Annotated in this window: 8 protein-coding genes; 2 read left to right on the top strand and 6 right to left on the bottom strand. The window is 63.7% G+C overall.

Going from position 1 to position 16,098, the window contains the following annotated elements; all coding sequences use genetic code 11:
• Positions 1-86 precede the first annotated feature (86 nt).
• Entirely contained in the window at positions 87-2,834 is a 2,748-nt protein-coding gene (locus EYV96_RS07470) for a TonB-dependent receptor plug domain-containing protein (RefSeq protein WP_131150813.1), read from the bottom strand.
• 632 nt (positions 2,835-3,466) lie between these two features.
• Between EYV96_RS07470 and EYV96_RS07465 the strand changes: the two genes are divergently transcribed.
• Together EYV96_RS07465 and EYV96_RS07460 are read left to right on the top strand one after the other, a co-directional pair.
• Positions 3,467-4,081: a rhomboid family intramembrane serine protease gene (locus tag EYV96_RS07465; RefSeq protein ID WP_131150812.1), complete on the top strand. Its 615-nt coding sequence runs from the start codon at positions 3,467-3,469 to the stop codon at positions 4,079-4,081.
• A gap of 31 nt (positions 4,082-4,112) precedes the next feature.
• On the top strand, positions 4,113-5,462 hold the full coding sequence (locus EYV96_RS07460; protein WP_131150811.1) for an amino acid permease: 1,350 nt from the start codon (positions 4,113-4,115) through the stop codon (positions 5,460-5,462).
• 814 nt (positions 5,463-6,276) lie between these two features.
• On the opposite strand, the gene rapA is transcribed toward EYV96_RS07460, so the two are convergent.
• The 5 genes from rapA to EYV96_RS07435 all read right to left on the bottom strand — a co-directional run bounded on the left by rapA (position 6,277) and on the right by EYV96_RS07435 (position 16,091).
• Positions 6,277-9,117 carry an RNA polymerase-associated protein RapA gene (rapA, locus tag EYV96_RS07455; protein ID WP_131150810.1) on the bottom strand — a complete coding sequence of 947 codons (2,841 nt, stop codon included), beginning with the start codon at positions 9,115-9,117 and terminating at the stop codon, positions 6,277-6,279.
• A 76-nt stretch (positions 9,118-9,193) separates the two neighbouring features.
• Positions 9,194-9,775, bottom strand: coding sequence for a GspH/FimT family pseudopilin (locus EYV96_RS07450; RefSeq protein ID WP_131151534.1), 582 nt, complete (start codon positions 9,773-9,775; stop codon positions 9,194-9,196).
• Between the two features lie 4 nt (positions 9,776-9,779).
• Positions 9,780-10,208: a DUF4124 domain-containing protein gene (locus tag EYV96_RS07445; protein WP_165488623.1), complete on the bottom strand. Its 429-nt coding sequence runs from the start codon at positions 10,206-10,208 to the stop codon at positions 9,780-9,782.
• Between the two features lies 1 nt (position 10,209).
• Positions 10,210-10,614: a type IV pilin protein gene (locus EYV96_RS07440; RefSeq protein WP_131150808.1), complete on the bottom strand. Its 405-nt coding sequence runs from the start codon at positions 10,612-10,614 to the stop codon at positions 10,210-10,212.
• An 8-nt stretch (positions 10,615-10,622) separates the two neighbouring features.
• On the bottom strand, positions 10,623-16,091 hold the full coding sequence (locus EYV96_RS07435) for a pilus assembly protein (protein ID WP_165488622.1): 5,469 nt from the start codon (positions 16,089-16,091) through the stop codon (positions 10,623-10,625).
• Positions 16,092-16,098: the final 7 nt, after the last annotated feature.

Genomic DNA, 16,098 nt, shown 5'->3' with positions numbered 1-16,098 from the left:
AAAATCGCTCGGATTCTTGATGTCGATCAGGGCGGCGAAGCCAGCCAACGCGCATATAAATCTATGCACGTTGGCTGACAATGCCCTTACTTTCCGAAGTGATAACTCGCTTCGATCCACCATTGGCGACCGTACGGATCGTAATTTCCAACCGGGTAGAACGGCCATCCGCTACCGGTCTTGTCCGCTGGCGGCGCTTTGTTCAGCAGGTTGTTCACGGTAAGCGCGATGCTCGTGCGGTCGTTCATCTGCCACGCCACGCTGGCGTTGTAGCGGAAGTACGGGCCAATGCGACCGCTCTGGTCGGCGTTCATGAGGCTGCCGTAGCGAATGCCATACAACGTGGTCGTGAACGCCTTGTATTGCCAGGTCACGCTCGCGTTGAATTTGCTGCGCCATTCGAAGGTGCTGCCCGAATCGCTTTCGCCCGCGCCATTGCGAAGGTCCAGAACGACGCCGCCGGGAAACTGCTGATAAGTGTGGGTCAGGACAAGCGTGTAGTTCGCACGGACGGCGAAGTTACCCGCGTCCATCGTCGTCCAGCGATAGTTGCCACTGGCGTCGATGCCGCTGGTGCGCTCGCTTGCCGCGTTGATCGGATTGACGAAGATGCGCGTCGCCGTCAGGGGATCCACCGCGTCCGGTGCATTGCGTTGCACGCGCGCCAGCGTGGCCTGGCACTGGGCCGACGTGATGTCGACGGGGAGGCCGGTTTGCGTCTGGCCCAGGCGGCAATCGGCTTCATCGCGAAGCACGCCATCGGCGCTGAGGTTGGTCACCTCGTTGTCGATGCGCACGTTGTAATAGTCGACCGACACATCGAGCTGCTGGCTTGGCGACCACACCAGGCCATAGCTGTACGAGCGGCCGTTCTCGGCTTTCAGCTTGTTGCTGCCGTAGCTGGTGTAGTTGATGCTCTCGTTGGCGAAATCGCAGCTGCCGAATGGCTGGCCGGCAACGCGGCACCGGTAGTCATCGGTCAGGCCGGGAATGTAGCCATGGGTCGCGCTGGCAAAGATGTAGTTCATGTCCGGCGCGCGGAAACTGGTGGCGTAATTGCCGCGCAGAAGCAGCGAATCGAACGGACGGTACTCGAGGCCCGCGCTCCACGTGGCCTTGTGGTCGCTGCGACCGGCGTAGCGATAGTCGTCGTAACGCGCCGCGAGCGTGGCGATGAGCCTGTCCTGCAGGGGAAGGCTCAGCTCGGCGCCGATGGCGTATCGGTCACGCGTGCCGCTGGAGGGAAGGCTGCCGTTGTTGTTCCAGAACACGCCTTGCGCGAGGCGGGCATCCGGCGTGTTGCGATAGCCCTGGCTACCCGCTTCGACGACGCCGGCGAAACCGGCCGATCCACCCGGCAGGTTGAACAGGTCGCCCTGGTTCACGCTCAGGCTGAAGGTCTGCACCCAGGCGCTGTTTTTGCTCGAGTACGTGTCAGTCAACTGCTGCCACGACGAAGGCGTCAGTGGGTCATACAGGCTGGCTGCGTTGGGCGAGTACACCGGGATGCCGCCCTGCGTACCCGTTTGCGGGCCGAGGAAATAGTCATCCAGCCCGGCAAGGAAAGCGCGGCGGGTGGTGGTGTTGTCGTACTCAGAACGGTTGTATGCCGCTTCGTAGTTCCAGCCATCGCCGACACTGCCGCGCACGCCCAGCGTGGCGTTCCACGCGCGCTCGAAGAAGTGCGTGCCCGCCTGCGTGCGACCGCCAATTTCTTCAGGCGAGAAACGTCGATACCAACGCTCCGGCGTGCCCGTGGCGCTGTTGATGAAGTAGCTGTTGTTGGCGGCGAGCGACGTCCAGCTCGGTGCACGCGTGGTGTTGTCGATCTTGTCGACACCGAGCATGAAATCGCCGAACAGTTCGGTCGTGTCGTTCAGCGCGTAATGCAGGCCGGTGTAGGCATTGACGTTGCGCTGCCTGGTCTGCACCGTCCAGAACGTCGGTGGCGCGCGATCGCTGCCGCAGTAGTAGCCAAGGCGCGGGTTGTAGGCGCGGCGAACCGTGCCGCCATAGAGCGAGCTGAGGTTTTCGCACGTGCCAGCGCCCGGGTCGATGTACTGGCCGGTCTGCATGTTGCGTCGATAGAAGACGGCTATGGGAAGGGTGGGTTGGCCGTTGAGGCTGGGATCGCGCGAAAGCGAATCCATGAAGCGACGATCCGTACCCCAAATGGGTTCGCGATGGGTCACTTCGACTCCGAATACCGCATCGAGCTTGCCCCAGCTGTGCCCGCCGCCGATCTGCAGGCGCTGGTTGCTTCCGCCGCCCCCTTGCGTGCTTCCGGCACGCAACGACACGTCCACGCCTTCGGCTTTCTTCTTGAGGATGATGTTGACGACGCCGGCAATGGCATCGGATCCGTACACGGACGACGCGCCGCCCGAGAGCACTTCAATTCGCTCGATCATCACGGCAGGAATGTTCGACAGATTGACGAAGTTGACCGAGCCGTCATAGGCGACGGGATAGTCGGCCACGCGTCGCCCGTTGACGAGCACGAGCGTGTGGTTTGGGCCCAGGCCGCGCAGGTTGATGGTGTTAGCGGCAGGCGTGAACGTGTTGCCGAAGTCTTCGCCCTGCGTCATGCCCGTGTTTTGGGTGAGCGAATTGAGGGCATCGTAGACGCTGCGGAAACCTCGCGCCTGGATGTCCTGCGCGCTGAGCGTCACGACGGGCGAAGGACCTTCAAGATCAACGCGTGGAATGCGCGAGCCGGTAACGGTGACGGCTTCGAGCTGTTTGGGGGTGCTATCGGTATTGTCCTGCGCAAACAACGGGGAAGCGGCCAACGACGCAGCGATGGCCAGCGGGAGCAGGCTTGGCTTGAACATGGATTGCCTTGTTATGGGTGCGCTCGTTGCCCCGGAGCGGGGTCAGGTCGGAGCGTGAGTGATGCAGCGGGGGAGCTGCCGGGAATGGCCGTGGGGAACGGCGAAAGACGTGGGCTGGGTCAGCCGCGACAACACAGGCGACAACAACACGAGCCGTTACGAACGGTCATGGCGGTGTGGCGTGCGAAGGAAGACAGGCGAAGCGACATACGTGATCCGGCAGCGGGCCGCTGAGGCGGCTGAGTGCGGGGCGGGCGCCCCAGGGGTTTCGTCAGGCGATGATCAACAACAGCAACAACACATCGCGTGGAAGCGATGCGCGGTGCGTGCGTTGGCCTGGAAACCCTGGATGGTCACGGGAAACGTCGAGTCCTGTGGAAGATGCGCTGCACGCGCTGGCGTGCAAATGGACGTCTATTTGTGCATTGCGTCAACGCGGTGTCAACCCTCGGGTGGCATCGACGTTGCGGCTGGCGGTAGCCATGCCCCCTAAATCCCCGTCGTGCCGGCCTTCAGGCGACTTCCCGGCTCGATGTGGCGGATTGTCGCAGGTTGGGCGGGGCGTGCATCCCGGCCGGGATGCGTCGATCACTTACACGGGGTAGGCTTGGCCTTCCCCGCTGGACTGCCCTATGCCGACAAATCTTGCTCCGGTCACGCGCAACCTATTGATTGCCAATGTGATCGTCTACCTCTTGCAGATGTGGAAGCCAGCCATGCTGGCGCCGTTTGCACTGTGGCCGCTTGGCAGTGGCGCCTTCGAACCCTGGCAGATTGTCACCAGCGCGTTCATGCACAGCGGCCTGCCGCACATCTTCTTCAATATGTTCGCGCTGTACATGTTCGGTGGGCAGATCGAGCGGCTGTTCGGGGCGCGGAACTTCACCATCTACTATTTCACCTGCGCCATCGTGGCCTCGGTGCTCCAGCTTCTGGTGTTGCGCTATATCGAGCAGGATTTCCAGACGCCTACGCTCGGTGCGTCTGGCGCGGTCTTCGGCCTGCTGCTCGCCTTTGGCATGATGTACCCGCGCGAGCGCCTCATCCTGTTTCCTGTTCCGATTCCCATCCCGGCGTGGCTGTTCGTCACCGGTTACGGCCTGATCGAACTGTTCTCCGGTGTCACCGGCTGGGCTCCCGGCGTCGCGCATTTCGCGCACCTCGGTGGCATGCTCGGCGGCTTCCTGCTGATCCAGTACTGGCGCGGCAAGTTCCCCATCAAACCGTCGCGCCAGCTCTTGCGCTGACACCTCTTTCCACGCCTTCTGCTTTCTTTCCATGACTGATCTTCATCGCAAGCTCCAGCCCCGCCATATCACGTTCATGGCGTTGGGCATGGCGATCGGCGCCGGCCTGTTCCTCGGTTCGGCCAGCGCCATCAACCTCGCCGGTCCCTCCGTGCTCTTCGCCTACATGTTCGGCGGCGTGATGATCTTCATCATCATGCGCGCGCTGGGCGAGATGGCCGTGCACGAACCGGTGGCTGGTTCCTTCAGCACCTACGCCCACAAGTACCTCGGGCATTTCGCCGGTTATCTCACCGGCTGGAATTACTGGTTGCTCATGGTGGGCGTAGGCATGGCCGAAAGCACGGCCGTGGGCATCTACATGCGCCAATGGTTCCCGGAGTTGCCGCAATGGATCTGGGTGTTCGGCAGCGTGGTGATGATCGGTGGGCTCAACCTCATGGAGGTGAAGGTCTACGGCGAGATGGAATTCTGGTTCACCATGATCAAGGTGGTGACCGTGGTGCTGATGATTCTTGGCGGCGCCGGCATGATCTGGATGGGTTGGGGTAATGCGGGGCAACCGCTGGGACTGAGCAACCTGTGGTCGCACGGTGGGTGGTTCCCGAACGGCATCACTGGCATGGTGCTGTCATTACCCGTGGTGGTCTTTGCCTTCGGCGGCATCGAAACCATCGGCATGGCCGCGCGCGAAGCCACGCAGCCGGAGCGCACGATTCCGCGTGCGGTGAACTCGGTGCTCTGGCGCATCCTGATTTTCTACGTTGGCGCCCTGTTCGTGATCATGGCGATCTATCCGTGGAACCAGCTCGGCACGCAGGGGAGTCCCTTTGTTACGACGTTCTCGCGCCTGGGTATCCGTGAAGCGGCAGGCGTCATCAACTTCGTCGTGATCACGGCAGCGCTTTCAGGGTTCAACAGCACGACGTTCAGCGGCAGTCGCATGTTGCAAAGCCTTGCCAGCAAGGGGCAGGCACCGGCCGTGTTCGGCAAGGTCGGGGAGCACGGCGTGCCGGTGCGCGCGGTCCTTGTGACGCTGGCCTGCCTGATCGTGGGCGTGATCCTCAACTACCTGCTGCCGGAGCGCATCTTCGCGATGATGATGTCGGTGCTGGCGTTCAATACGGTGTGGACGTGGGCGATGGTGTTGATCGCGCACTTCAGCTTCCGCCGCCGGCATGGCGCCACGGCGTTTCCGTTGCGCCTCTGGCCGCTCAGCAGTGTGGTCTGCCTGGCGTTCCTGGCATTTGTCGTGGTGATGCTGGGGTACAGCCCGGATACGCGCGTGGCGCTTTATGTGGGTGCAACGTGGGTGGTGGTGCTTAGTGTGGCGTGGAAGGTGTTTGGGGTGGGGCGGGCTGGGCAGGTTGTCCCTGCCTGATTGAAATCGCCGTCATTCCGGCGATTGTGTGTAGACCGGAGACTTGGGTAACCGGCGTGCCGGGACATGGTGGACACGTTTACGCCGGATCACGTAAGTCCGCGACGTCGATCCAGTGAGGGTGGGAGTACAGGTCGTACACGCCCATCCTTGACGTCCCGGAACGGGATGGCCACGTGGCGACCACGCACGGATGTCGCCTCTCACTCTCACGTCGTCATGCCGGCGAAAGCCGGCATCCAGGGGCGGCCACGTTCATCTGTGTGTTACCGCGACCGGGCCGCTTACGCAGCGGGCGTTTCGACCTGGCTGCCGCCGGCCGAGGCCCAAAATAAAAGTAACCCAAAGAAAATGGCCTGAGAGCGGGGTGCGCGCTCACGTTAGAGACGTGTCTCACGGGACGCGCAGGCTCAAGTGATCACCGGTGAGGCCAACTAACGTCCGACCGTTGGCTATCCGCCCCACCGCTGAAAGCGGGGCGCAGAACGATCGGCGGTCGGCCCGGAAGGGGGGGCGCAGCGAATAATCCAGGGGTGACCACGCACGGTTTGCACCGAACATCCAAAAAACACCGTCATGCCTGCGCAGGCAGGCACCCAGTGACGACCTCACACGGTTGTCGCCCCACCCTCTCACGTCGTCATGCCGGCGAAAGCCGGCATCCAGGGGCCGCGAGGCTGGTCGGTGCGCTACCCAACCAGGTCTCCTCCCTGCGGTAGCGGTGTAAACCATGCCCGGCACACCTGTCAGCCAGGTCTTCAGTCTGTACACGCAAGCCGGAATGAAGGCCGGTTCAGGGGACGCGTTTTGCCCGTCACCTCAGCGCCAGGAAATCCGCACTCACCACGAAGCGCACCGCATCCAGTCGCAAACGCGATTGCGGCAGGGCCGTGAGCAACTGCGTGCGCTCATCCGCCACGGTGGCGATTTCATTTTCGCTGATGGCCGGATTCACCATCTTCAGCGCGATCAGACGTGCAAGCTCGGCGTCCAGTATCTGGGTGGCTTCTTCGGTGGCGGCAACGATATGTCCTTTGGCACGCTCACCGGCGGCGGATTCCGCTTTCTCGAGCATCGGCGGCACCAGTTTGGCGAGGAACTTGCGGTAGCGCGCCACTTCGATGTTGCGATCCGCCGCCTTGCGCAATGACCCGTCGCTGGGCTGGAAGTCTTCACGTTCTGCCAGGCGCGTATCGATCGTGACGGTGATCGGCAGCGTCGGCAGGAATCGCTCGGCATCGAGTTTGCGATCGGCGACGCACTCGAGCAGGAAGACCGCCTGCAGCAACGCGGTGCGAGGCGGAAGCGCATCGTCCACCATGAACGCGGCGTTGCCGTGCTCACCCGACAGCGCCAGGTCCATGGCGGCCTGCACCATGGGGTGATCAAGGCGCAGCAGGGGCAGTTCTTCCCGTGCCAACGCCACGTCGCGCGCAAACGTCACCGATACCGGGCCTTCGGCGAAGCCGGGCAGCGCATCGGTGGAAAGGTACTGCGGATCAAGCAGGATGACCTTGCCGCCGAGTTCTTCGGCGTGGATGCCGTATTGCTCAAGCAGGCGCTGCACGAAGGCATCGCGACCCGGATCGACTTCTTCGCGCGCAAACGCCTGCTGCAGGTCGTCGGCGTGGAGGTCGCGACTGGCGGCGAGTTCGAGCAGGTGGTCGCGACCCTCGCGAATGAGCGCGGCCATTTCCTCGTGGCTGGCGCGCGTTTCGGCCAGCAGGACGTCGAGCTCCTGGTCGCGGTTGTCGTCGCCGCGTGCGTGCTCATCGGCGAGGCGTGCAAGCGGCTCGCCATAGCGGCGCAGCAGTTCGCGGCCGTCGGCGGGGCTGAGGCGGAAGGCGTCGATGCCTTCGTCATACCAGCGTGCGAGCACGTGCTGCGCGCTGTCGGCCATGGCGAGGATATGGATGCTGATGTCGTGCTTCTGACCAATGCGGTCCAGTCGGCCGATGCGCTGTTCGAGCAGGTCCGGATCCAGCGGGAGATCCCACAGCACCAGGCGATGCGCGAACTGGAAGTTGCGTCCTTCCGAGCCGATTTCCGAGCACAGCAACAGGCGTGCGCCGTCCGGCTGTGCGAAGTAAGCGGCGTTGCGATCACGCTGCACGATGCCAAGGCCTTCGTGGAAACGGGCTACGCCGACGCCACTGCGGGTGCGCAGTGCTTCTTCGAGCGCGAGCACCTTGGCCTGGCTGCGGCAGATCAGCAGGAATTTATCCTGCGGATGGTCATCGAGCAGCTTGACCAGGGCCTCGAGGCGCGGGTCGTTGGCGTAGTCGATCTCCAGCGACGGCGACGGCTGCTGGATATCGGCGTGGAATTCGGCCAGCAAGGCCTGGCGACTGTTGTCATCCAGCGTGTCGGCGTCCAGTACGTGCCACACCGGTACGCGCTTGGGAAAACCGCCAATGCCGGCGCGGCGATTGCGGAACATGGCGCGTCCGGTGCCGTGGCGATCGATGAGCGCGGCAATCAGCTCGCGCGCATTCTCAGGCTTGGTCGTGTTATCCAGGCGCGCCACCAGGGCGCCGTCGCCGGCAAACGCATCGCGCAAGGCGGCGAGTTGGTCCGCTTCGAGCGTTTCGCCGTCCAGGAGGCGGTCCGTGATGCGCGAAAGCTGCTGGAAGCTGTCCGATTCGGCGAGATAGGTATCCAGGTTGTGGTAGCGCTGCGGGTCAAGCAGGCGCAGGCGGGCAAAGTGGCCGCTGCGGCCCAGCTGTTCCGGCGTTGCGGTCAGCAGCACGACGCCCGGCGTCACGGAAGCGAGCTGTTCCACGAGGGAATAGCGCGGACTGGCCGCCTCCGGCGTCCAGGCCAGGTGGTGGGCTTCGTCCACGACCATGAGGTCCCACGGCGCCTCTACCAGCTCGGCGGCGCGCTTGGGGTTCTGCTCGAGGAAGGTGAAATCCGCGATGACGAGCTGTTCGTCCTCGAAGGTGTTGCCACCATTGGCGGAAACTTCCAGCGCCTCGCAGCGTTCTTCGTCATAGATGGCGAAGCTGAGGTTGAAGCGACGGAGCAGCTCGACGAACCACTGATACACCAGGGTGTCGGGCACCAGCACCAGCACGCGCTGCGCGCGACCGGTAGCAATCTGGCGCGCCATGATCATGCCCGCTTCGATGGTTTTGCCCAGGCCGACTTCATCGGCGAGCAGCACGCGGGGTGGCCGGCGGGCGGCGGCAATGCCGGCCACGCGCAGCTGGTGCGGCACCAGGCCGATGCGAGCGGCACCGAGGCCCCATGCGGCGGAGCGGCGGGCTTCGGCGCGGCGCTTGAGGCCCTCCACGCGCAGGTCGAAGTGGGCGACCGGGTCGGTGCGGCCACCGATCAGGCGGTCGTCGGCCTGGCTGACGCTCTGCTCGTCGTCGAGCTGGCCTTCATGAAGCTCACGGCCTTCGCCCCGGTAGATCAAGAGGTCATCCTTGATCTCGACGCGCTCGACCAGGAAGGCGACGCCCTTGCCGGCCACGCGTTGCCCGGCGCGAAATTCCGCGCGGACCAGCGGGGCGGAATCCACAGCGTAGGGACGCAGCACGCCGGCCTTGGCGAACAGCACCTGCACGCCGCGTCCTTCCACGCGCAGCACGGTGCCGAGGCCCAGTTCGGGTTCGGCAGTGGAGATCCAACGTTGACCGGGAACGAACATCGCAGTTTCGCAAAGCCACAAAAGGGGCGGAGATTATCCGCCCACTGGCTTTGGATGCCTAGTTTTTCGTCCCGGGCTACTGGCAGGCCGCCCCGGCGGCGAGCTGGCCGGAGCTGATCCTGCCCGACGTGGACACATTCAGCAGGATGCCGGGGATGCGCGAGGTGTTGATGCCGAGCGCGTCGGAGCTGGCCTGTTTGGCACAGGTGATGAAGGTCACGTCGGCGCCGCTGAGCAATTCACCGCGTGAATTGAAGGTGAGGACGCCCGCTGTGGAAGCACGCATGGAGGTACTGGTGGACATGTCCGGAGCCTGGCGCTGCAGCGCGTCAGTGGCGCCCGCCACGGTGGCCGCATAGGCCACGCCGGCCGTCGATGCGCTGTAGACGACCCAGCCCTTGTCATAGGTGCCGGAGGTATCGCAGGTGTTGTCGGTGGTGTTGGCGCGGGGGCACACGGAGACGTAGCTGCGCGTGGCGGCTGCCTGTCCACGGGCGTACTGCAGGTCCGCCATGATCGAATTGGATTCGGCGATGGCGCGGTTGCGCCGCATGAAATCCCGCAGGCTCGGGTAGGCAAAGCCGGCCAGGATGGCCAGCACGCCGACCGTGACCATCAGTTCCAGCAGTGAAAAACCGCGTTGGCGCGTGCTGGACATGGCCTCATCCTTGTCCGCAGAAGTCGTGGACGCGCTTGCTGGCCGCGGCACGTGCGGCGTCGCGCTGCGCGGGTGTCAGCTTGGTTGCCTGTTCGACCTCGGCCGGCTGGCTGAGCGTGCCGCCGCTGACAATCATCCCCTTGCCGCCAAGCACCGCCAGGTCGCGGCGCGCGGAGTCGCACGCGGCCGACCGATAGGCCTTGTCATCGGCGGCAAATCCACTCGATGACGCTGCGGCCGGTTTGACGTCAGCGACAGGCACCGAGGTGCCGGCATGGACATCGAACTTGCTCGACTTGCCCTTGGCCGGTGGCTGCTCGCTGTAATGGACCACGCCATTGGCATCAACCCACTTGTACAGCGTCTGGGCAAAGGCCAGCCCGGCCGACAAGGCCAGGCCCGTTGCCATGATCATGCGCATCGACGATCGCATATCACTTGCTCCAGCAGTTGTTGGCATCGGTGCTGCCGCCATTGGACGTCTGCGCGCCGGCGCGAGTCAGGCTGAACGACTGGCAGGTGTCCTGGGTTTGCGTGCCCTGGGCCCTGGCCGTCAGCGTGTACGCCGTGGAACTTGCCGAGGCGACGCTTATCGTGAACAACGGGCCTGCCATGGCGGAGCTGCCATTGAGCGCTGGCAGCGTGCTGGCGTAGGTGTTGTTCGAGTAGAAGTAATTCTCTTCACGCGATGCCAGGTCGGTCAGTGCCCGCGTCGCATCAGTGCGATGCGTGCGCAGGACGTACTTGCGATACGAGGGCAGGGCGATGGCTGCCAGGATGGCGATGATCATCACCACCACCATCAGCTCGATCAGGGTGAAGCCGCGAGTGCGCTGCATGAGTTCGCTCACAGGTTGGTGGTGGGTTCGCGCCAGGAGATCTCGCCGCTGCTGACGGCCTTGATCGCGGAAATGTCCTTGCACACGGTGACGCCACCGACGTTGAAGCAGGCCTTGACGCTTTCGCCTCCGCCGGCCGCCGTGCCGACGTGCAGCACGGGTGCCGACGCGCGACCGCTGCCGAGCGAAATGCTCTTCAGCACATAGGCCGTGCCGCCCGTGCCCGTCGCCGTGCCGAAGTACTCGGCCATGGTGGGATCGGCCGTGCCGGTGATGTAGTTGACGCCGTACAGATAACTCGTGCCAGGCACCGGCACCGGATTGCAGTCGGTCGTATGCGCAGCATCCTTGGCCGCCTTGTTGGCGGGGATATACGTCGGTGTCGTCAGGATGCCGCCCAGCAGGGTCTGGCTGTTGACGACGCGCTCCGACGGCTGCTGCACCGTGAGATCCGTGTTGCCACCGGCAAGCTTGAACGACCAGCCGGAGTACGTGTAACAGGTGACGCCCGACGTCGTGGAGGTGGCCAGCAACGCGCTCTCCAGACCGGTGAACGTGGTAACGCCGGTGAGACCCGAAACCGTGCCATCGGTACTAACGGAGGCATTGGTCTCGTCGTACAGCTGAGCTGTCGTGGCTTCACTTTGACAAGCCGCGGGAAAACTCGTCAGCAAGTTGTTGTCGACGACGCCATAGATGTAATGCTGCTGCGTGCCCTGCGCGGTGGTGCCGCTGTCGTCATCCGTGGTGTAGGAGCGGCCGCTGCCGAAGAACACCATCGGTCGCTGCACCTGGTCCAGCGCCACCGTGGGACGGATGGTGATCGGCGTACCGGTATTGATGACTTCCTTGATCGTCCACTTCGCCGGGTCACTGACGTCGGGCACGGTGGCGGACATGTCGCGTAGATCGATCTTCCACAGGCCGCCGCCATAGACCTGCGGCTTGGCCGGGGTGCTGCCAGGGGCCGGTGGATTCGTCACGGCACCGAAGTAGATCGACTCGGCGCTGTCGTCCAGGTCGAAGTCAGCGGACACCATGTCGCCGGCGAAACTGTTGGCCAGTGTGCTGGTGAAGCTGGCCGCGGGCGTGGCGCTGTTGGCATAGATGGTGGCCAGGTCGTACACCCAGGCCTGCATGTAGCCGCCGGCCGGTGCCGACACGGGCTTGGTGCCATTGGCGCCGCCATCGTCGGCCGAGCCCGATCCAATGCTCAGCAGGAAATGCAGCTTGCCATCGCTCTCCTTGTGCACGGCAAACGCCGGTGCCGGGGAGGTGAACGTGCCCGTGGTGATCTCGCCCAACACGGTCGGGGCCTGCTCGGGGTCGGTGACATCGAGAATGATGTAGGCCGAATTCGAGACCTGGGTGCTCGCGGCCTTGCCATCGCCATAGATGTCGAAGCTGATCGGGCCACCGCCGAGGCGGAACGGCACCACCATCACCGTGCCCCAGCCGCAAACGTGGCCCTTGGTGTCGATGTCGGCTTTCGCGGGCGTGCCGGCAAGGCAGGTCGTGCTGTCGGTCTTGCTGAAGATCTTCACGTCGGAAATGACGGGTGAGCCGTCCACGTAGAACATGTGCTTGTAGCCCTTGTCCGCCAGCCAGCGCAGATGGGGCAAGAGATTGTCCGGAATGAACGCCCAGGCTTCCTGCCCAAGCGCCCAGTTGTTGCCTGTCGTCGACGACGGGCTGCCAGTGGTGTAACCGCTTGGCAGCTGGCGATACAGCGTCGGATTGACGGCAGGCGTGGTGCCGCTGGCCGCCTGGCCCGGGATGTAGAAGCCGCCGTTGAACGCATGCAGCATGCCGTCGTTTGCGCCGACATAGATCATCTGGCGGCGATTGCGATAGTTGCCGCGGAACGCGGAATAGGTGAAGTCGCTGTAGAGCAGGTCATACGACTCGGCCGGCGTGCTCACGATGGCCGGTGACGAATCGACGATGTCGCCCAGGCGGTAGGTGCCGGGAGAAGCAATGGCTGTGCTGGTGCGATTGCGGTACGTCGGATCCTCGTTGCCGCGCACCCACAGCAGGAGCTGCTTGGCCAGGGTGGCATTCTGTTCGTTGAGCAAGCCGTAGTTGCCGTTGCGTACCTTGTTGACCGAGTCGTACGCGCCGCAGAAGCCCGACGTCGCGCTCAGCGTGTACTTGCCTGACGAATCGCACGAGGCAGCGTTCCACACGAAGTCGGTCTGCGTTCCGTTGACGATCGTGCCGTTGGCAGTACTGCCATTCGGCGCCGCAGTGAGGTAGGTGAAGATATAGCGTTCGCCCGTGTTGCTCGAATCGCTCGCGTCCGCGCTGTACGTGCGTTGCGTGCCAATGCGGGCGATGGCGGCCTGGCCCGTCGACGTCGATGCGTTGTACTGCGCATTGAGCAGCGTCGCCGCATCCCATGCGGGCACCAGCGGATTGGTCGCCGATACGGCGGCACAGGCGGCGGTGCTGGTCGGATCGAAGGTGCCGCCCGCGGGAGCCACAGGCTGCACTGTACAGATGTAATTGGTGCGGGCACCCGGGAGCGCGCCCGCCGAGTTGTCCGGCCCCGCGACGACGTAAGGCGCATTGGTTGCGTTCAGGACCTGGTGGCCGCTGCTGTCCACGGTGCCTTCGCGTTCGTAACCGTCGCTGTCAACCCACAAGGCCTGCAGCTCGCCGTTCCACACGACGCCATTGCGCTGCATGTAGTAGTTCACCTGGTACGACAGGCCATTGCCCTTGATGTCGTTGCTCGAGGAGGGCGTGGTGGCATTGCCGAAGTCGTTCGCGGCCGACGAGGTGATGCTCTGGAACACCGTATCCAGCTGCGCCTTCAGCAGGCCCGCGTTACGTGCAAAAAAGTAGTTGGGCGGATCCTGCCCGGGCAGCAACGTTGGCGCCGTGCCGGTATAGCCGCTGTACTTGGCGGCGTACCAAAGTGGTGCCTGCAGGTTGCCGGCTGGCTTGTCCGTTCCCAGCGTGAAGTGCTGCACCTGTGGCGCGTTCTTGCAGTCACTGACGTTGCCCAGCAGGCTGCAGTTGAACACCGCATTGTTGCCGCTGTTGATGTACATCTCCGTCAGGCCATCAGCCGTGGATCCGCTGATGCGGAAGCCAACGTACATGCCCGACGAACTGAAGCCCGTGACTTCGCTGCGAACGACGATATCGCTGTCGGTCGGCGTGAAGTTCAGCTTGCCGGCGGAGGTGCAGGCGGGGCTCGTTACGGTCGTGTCACGTCCGGTCGAGACGGAGCCGTTGAAAATCTCGGGATCGCAGATCTTCACGCCGCCCGTCACCTTCGTGGACGGCATGTTGCAACTCGCACCCACGCAGTAGGACACGATGTGCTTGGCATCCTGGTCATGGTCGGAACCGTACTGCGAGTCTTCCCAGGTGAAGTAGAAGCTGCCAACGTTCGGATAGGTCGACGTGGCGATCATGCCGTACTGGTTCTTGCCCGCGATGTCGGCGGGGGGAACCAGGCTGACGGCACCGACGTAGCAACTGCTGAAGACCTTTTGATTGGCGGGGTCGGCGCGGCAACTGGGAATGATGGACAGGGTGCTGGTGGAGACCGGCACGTCGAATGACGGCAGGTTCTCCGACAGCGATACGCCGTAGGTCTTCACCTGGAAGTTGCTGACGACGTGACCGTCCGTGCGGATGGGCTTCTTCCATGCACCGTACGACAGGCCGCTCAGGAGGTAGCCGCCTTCTTCGCCCGGCTCGCCATTGCAAATGCCAACGACACTCGAAAGGTTGCTGGGGAACGTCGCCGGCTGGCAAATGGCGATATCACTGCTCTGCGCATTGGCGACGGTCAGGTCACCGTTGAACGGCGCCGTCGTGGGTGGTGGGCTGTTGTAGTAGGTCGACAGGATGTACTTGCCGGACAGGTTTTCCGACGTGCCGATGGCATTGGTATTGGCGGTGGCATCATCGTTGGTCACGCTGGGCACCCAGGCCGTGGTGCCGTCGAACGTGTTCAGGCCGCTGGACACCATGACGATGGCGCAACTTGCGCAGGCGAGGTTGCGCTGCGTGCTGCTGCCCGTTGGCGTGCCGTACGGGTCGACCCAGGCCGGGTCGGGAAGGCTGTCCGCCGTGGCCGAATCCTGGCTGGGTGCGGCGACACCCTGGATATAGTTCAGCGCGACGGCATACATGGCTGCCAGCGGATTGCCGAAGTCCGGGCACTCGGTGGGCGTGGCCTGGATGACGTAGGCACGCGCACCCCATGGCGTCGTGGCATTGAGTGCGCAACCCGTCGTGCCCGTACCGTAGTTGCTACCCGTCCAGCCCGTGATCTCCAGCCGGTCGAGCGTGAAAACGATGCCCTCGGTCGGCGTGCCGCTCAGGGTCTTGTAGCAAAACGTGCCATCGACATTGCTGAACTCGTCGATGTCACCCGCGCCCGTCCCGGCGTTGCAGGCGCCCGTCGTCGAATTGTTGGCCAGCTGTCCGACATTGCGACGCAGCTGGCCGTAGCCGCGTGCGTTGATGTCCGAACCGGTCACCAGGCCGAAGCGCTTAACGTTGCTGTCCTTCTTGCTGTACTTCTGCAGGAGGCCTTCGGGCTTGAGCGCCGTGCCGGTCTGCACGCAAAAGCTCTCATTCGGCTTGCCAGTAGCGTTCTGGCACACCTGCACGCGGGCCGTGTAGTTGGTGATGGTGCCGCTGGGATGGATGCCATCCGTCGCACTGCCCGAGCCCTGGCACTGCAGGCTTTCCGTGGCCGACCAGTCGTACCACGTGCCTGAGGCGGCGCGAATGACGGGCGTGCTCTGTACGCCCGACGTGGTGGTTGTGGGTACGGTCCACTTGCCGGTCGTACCGGTCGAGACGTTACAGAAGGTCGTCGTGGCGGTGAACGGACCCAGCGAGGCAATATCGGTCCCCGAATAAACCTTCGCCCAGGCGTGCAGGTCGTCGGTGATTTCGGCGCGCTCAAGCACCGTCTTGGTCGCGGTATCGGTGCTGCGCGTGCCGCCGTAGAACGTCCAGCGGAGAATGTCCAGGCGACTCATCGCGATCCAGTTAAGGAAGTTGCCGCTCCAGTGCTTCTTCGTGCTGTCGCACTTGTGCGTGCCGGTCGTCACCGACTCGGACGCAGCGAACTGGCCGCTCGCATAGGCGTAACAGATGTTCGGGTCGAAATAGCCGTTGTAAGCGAACGAATCCGTATAGGTGGTATCGACGATGCCGTCACCATCCAGGTCGGTGTAGTCGGGATAAGCCTTGTTGAAAAGCTGCTCGTCGCGGGACATCACCAGCATGATCAGTGGCGCGACATTTGGCGCAGCCAATGCGTTGATGCCCGACGGATAGGCTTCGTAGTTGGACATCGACATCGTCGCCGTGTCCGATATCTGTGTCGGCGTGGTCGGCGGCGTGCCAGTCGCGGCGGTAGCCAGATAAATGGCGATCGCGCTGATGATGCCCAGTGGCAGGCCCAGCGACAGGAGGCGGAGAAGTTGGGTCGGCTTCAACATGGAAGAG

Origin of the sequence: Dyella terrae (assembly GCF_004322705.1) — a bacterium.
In the GTDB taxonomy this organism is placed as follows: Bacteria; Pseudomonadota; Gammaproteobacteria; order Xanthomonadales; family Rhodanobacteraceae; genus Dyella_D; species Dyella_D terrae.
This window is presented reverse-complemented; position numbering and strand designations above follow the sequence as displayed.

Excerpts from the sequence above, each read along its gene's own strand:
- EYV96_RS07470 (WP_131150813.1), bottom strand. The coding sequence starts at position 2,834 with ATGTTCAAGCCAAGCCTGCTCCCGCTGGCCATCGCTGCGTCGTTGGCC.
- EYV96_RS07465 (WP_131150812.1), top strand. The coding sequence starts at position 3,467 with ATGCCGACAAATCTTGCTCCGGTCACGCGCAACCTATTGATTGCCAAT.
- EYV96_RS07460 (WP_131150811.1), top strand. The coding sequence starts at position 4,113 with ATGACTGATCTTCATCGCAAGCTCCAGCCCCGCCATATCACGTTCATG.
- rapA (WP_131150810.1), bottom strand. The coding sequence starts at position 9,117 with ATGTTCGTTCCCGGTCAACGTTGGATCTCCACTGCCGAACCCGAACTG.
- EYV96_RS07450 (WP_131151534.1), bottom strand. The coding sequence starts at position 9,775 with ATGTCCAGCACGCGCCAACGCGGTTTTTCACTGCTGGAACTGATGGTC.
- EYV96_RS07445 (WP_165488623.1), bottom strand. The coding sequence starts at position 10,208 with ATGCGATCGTCGATGCGCATGATCATGGCAACGGGCCTGGCCTTGTCG.
- EYV96_RS07440 (WP_131150808.1), bottom strand. The coding sequence starts at position 10,614 with ATGCAGCGCACTCGCGGCTTCACCCTGATCGAGCTGATGGTGGTGGTG.
- EYV96_RS07435 (WP_165488622.1), bottom strand. The coding sequence starts at position 16,091 with ATGTTGAAGCCGACCCAACTTCTCCGCCTCCTGTCGCTGGGCCTGCCA.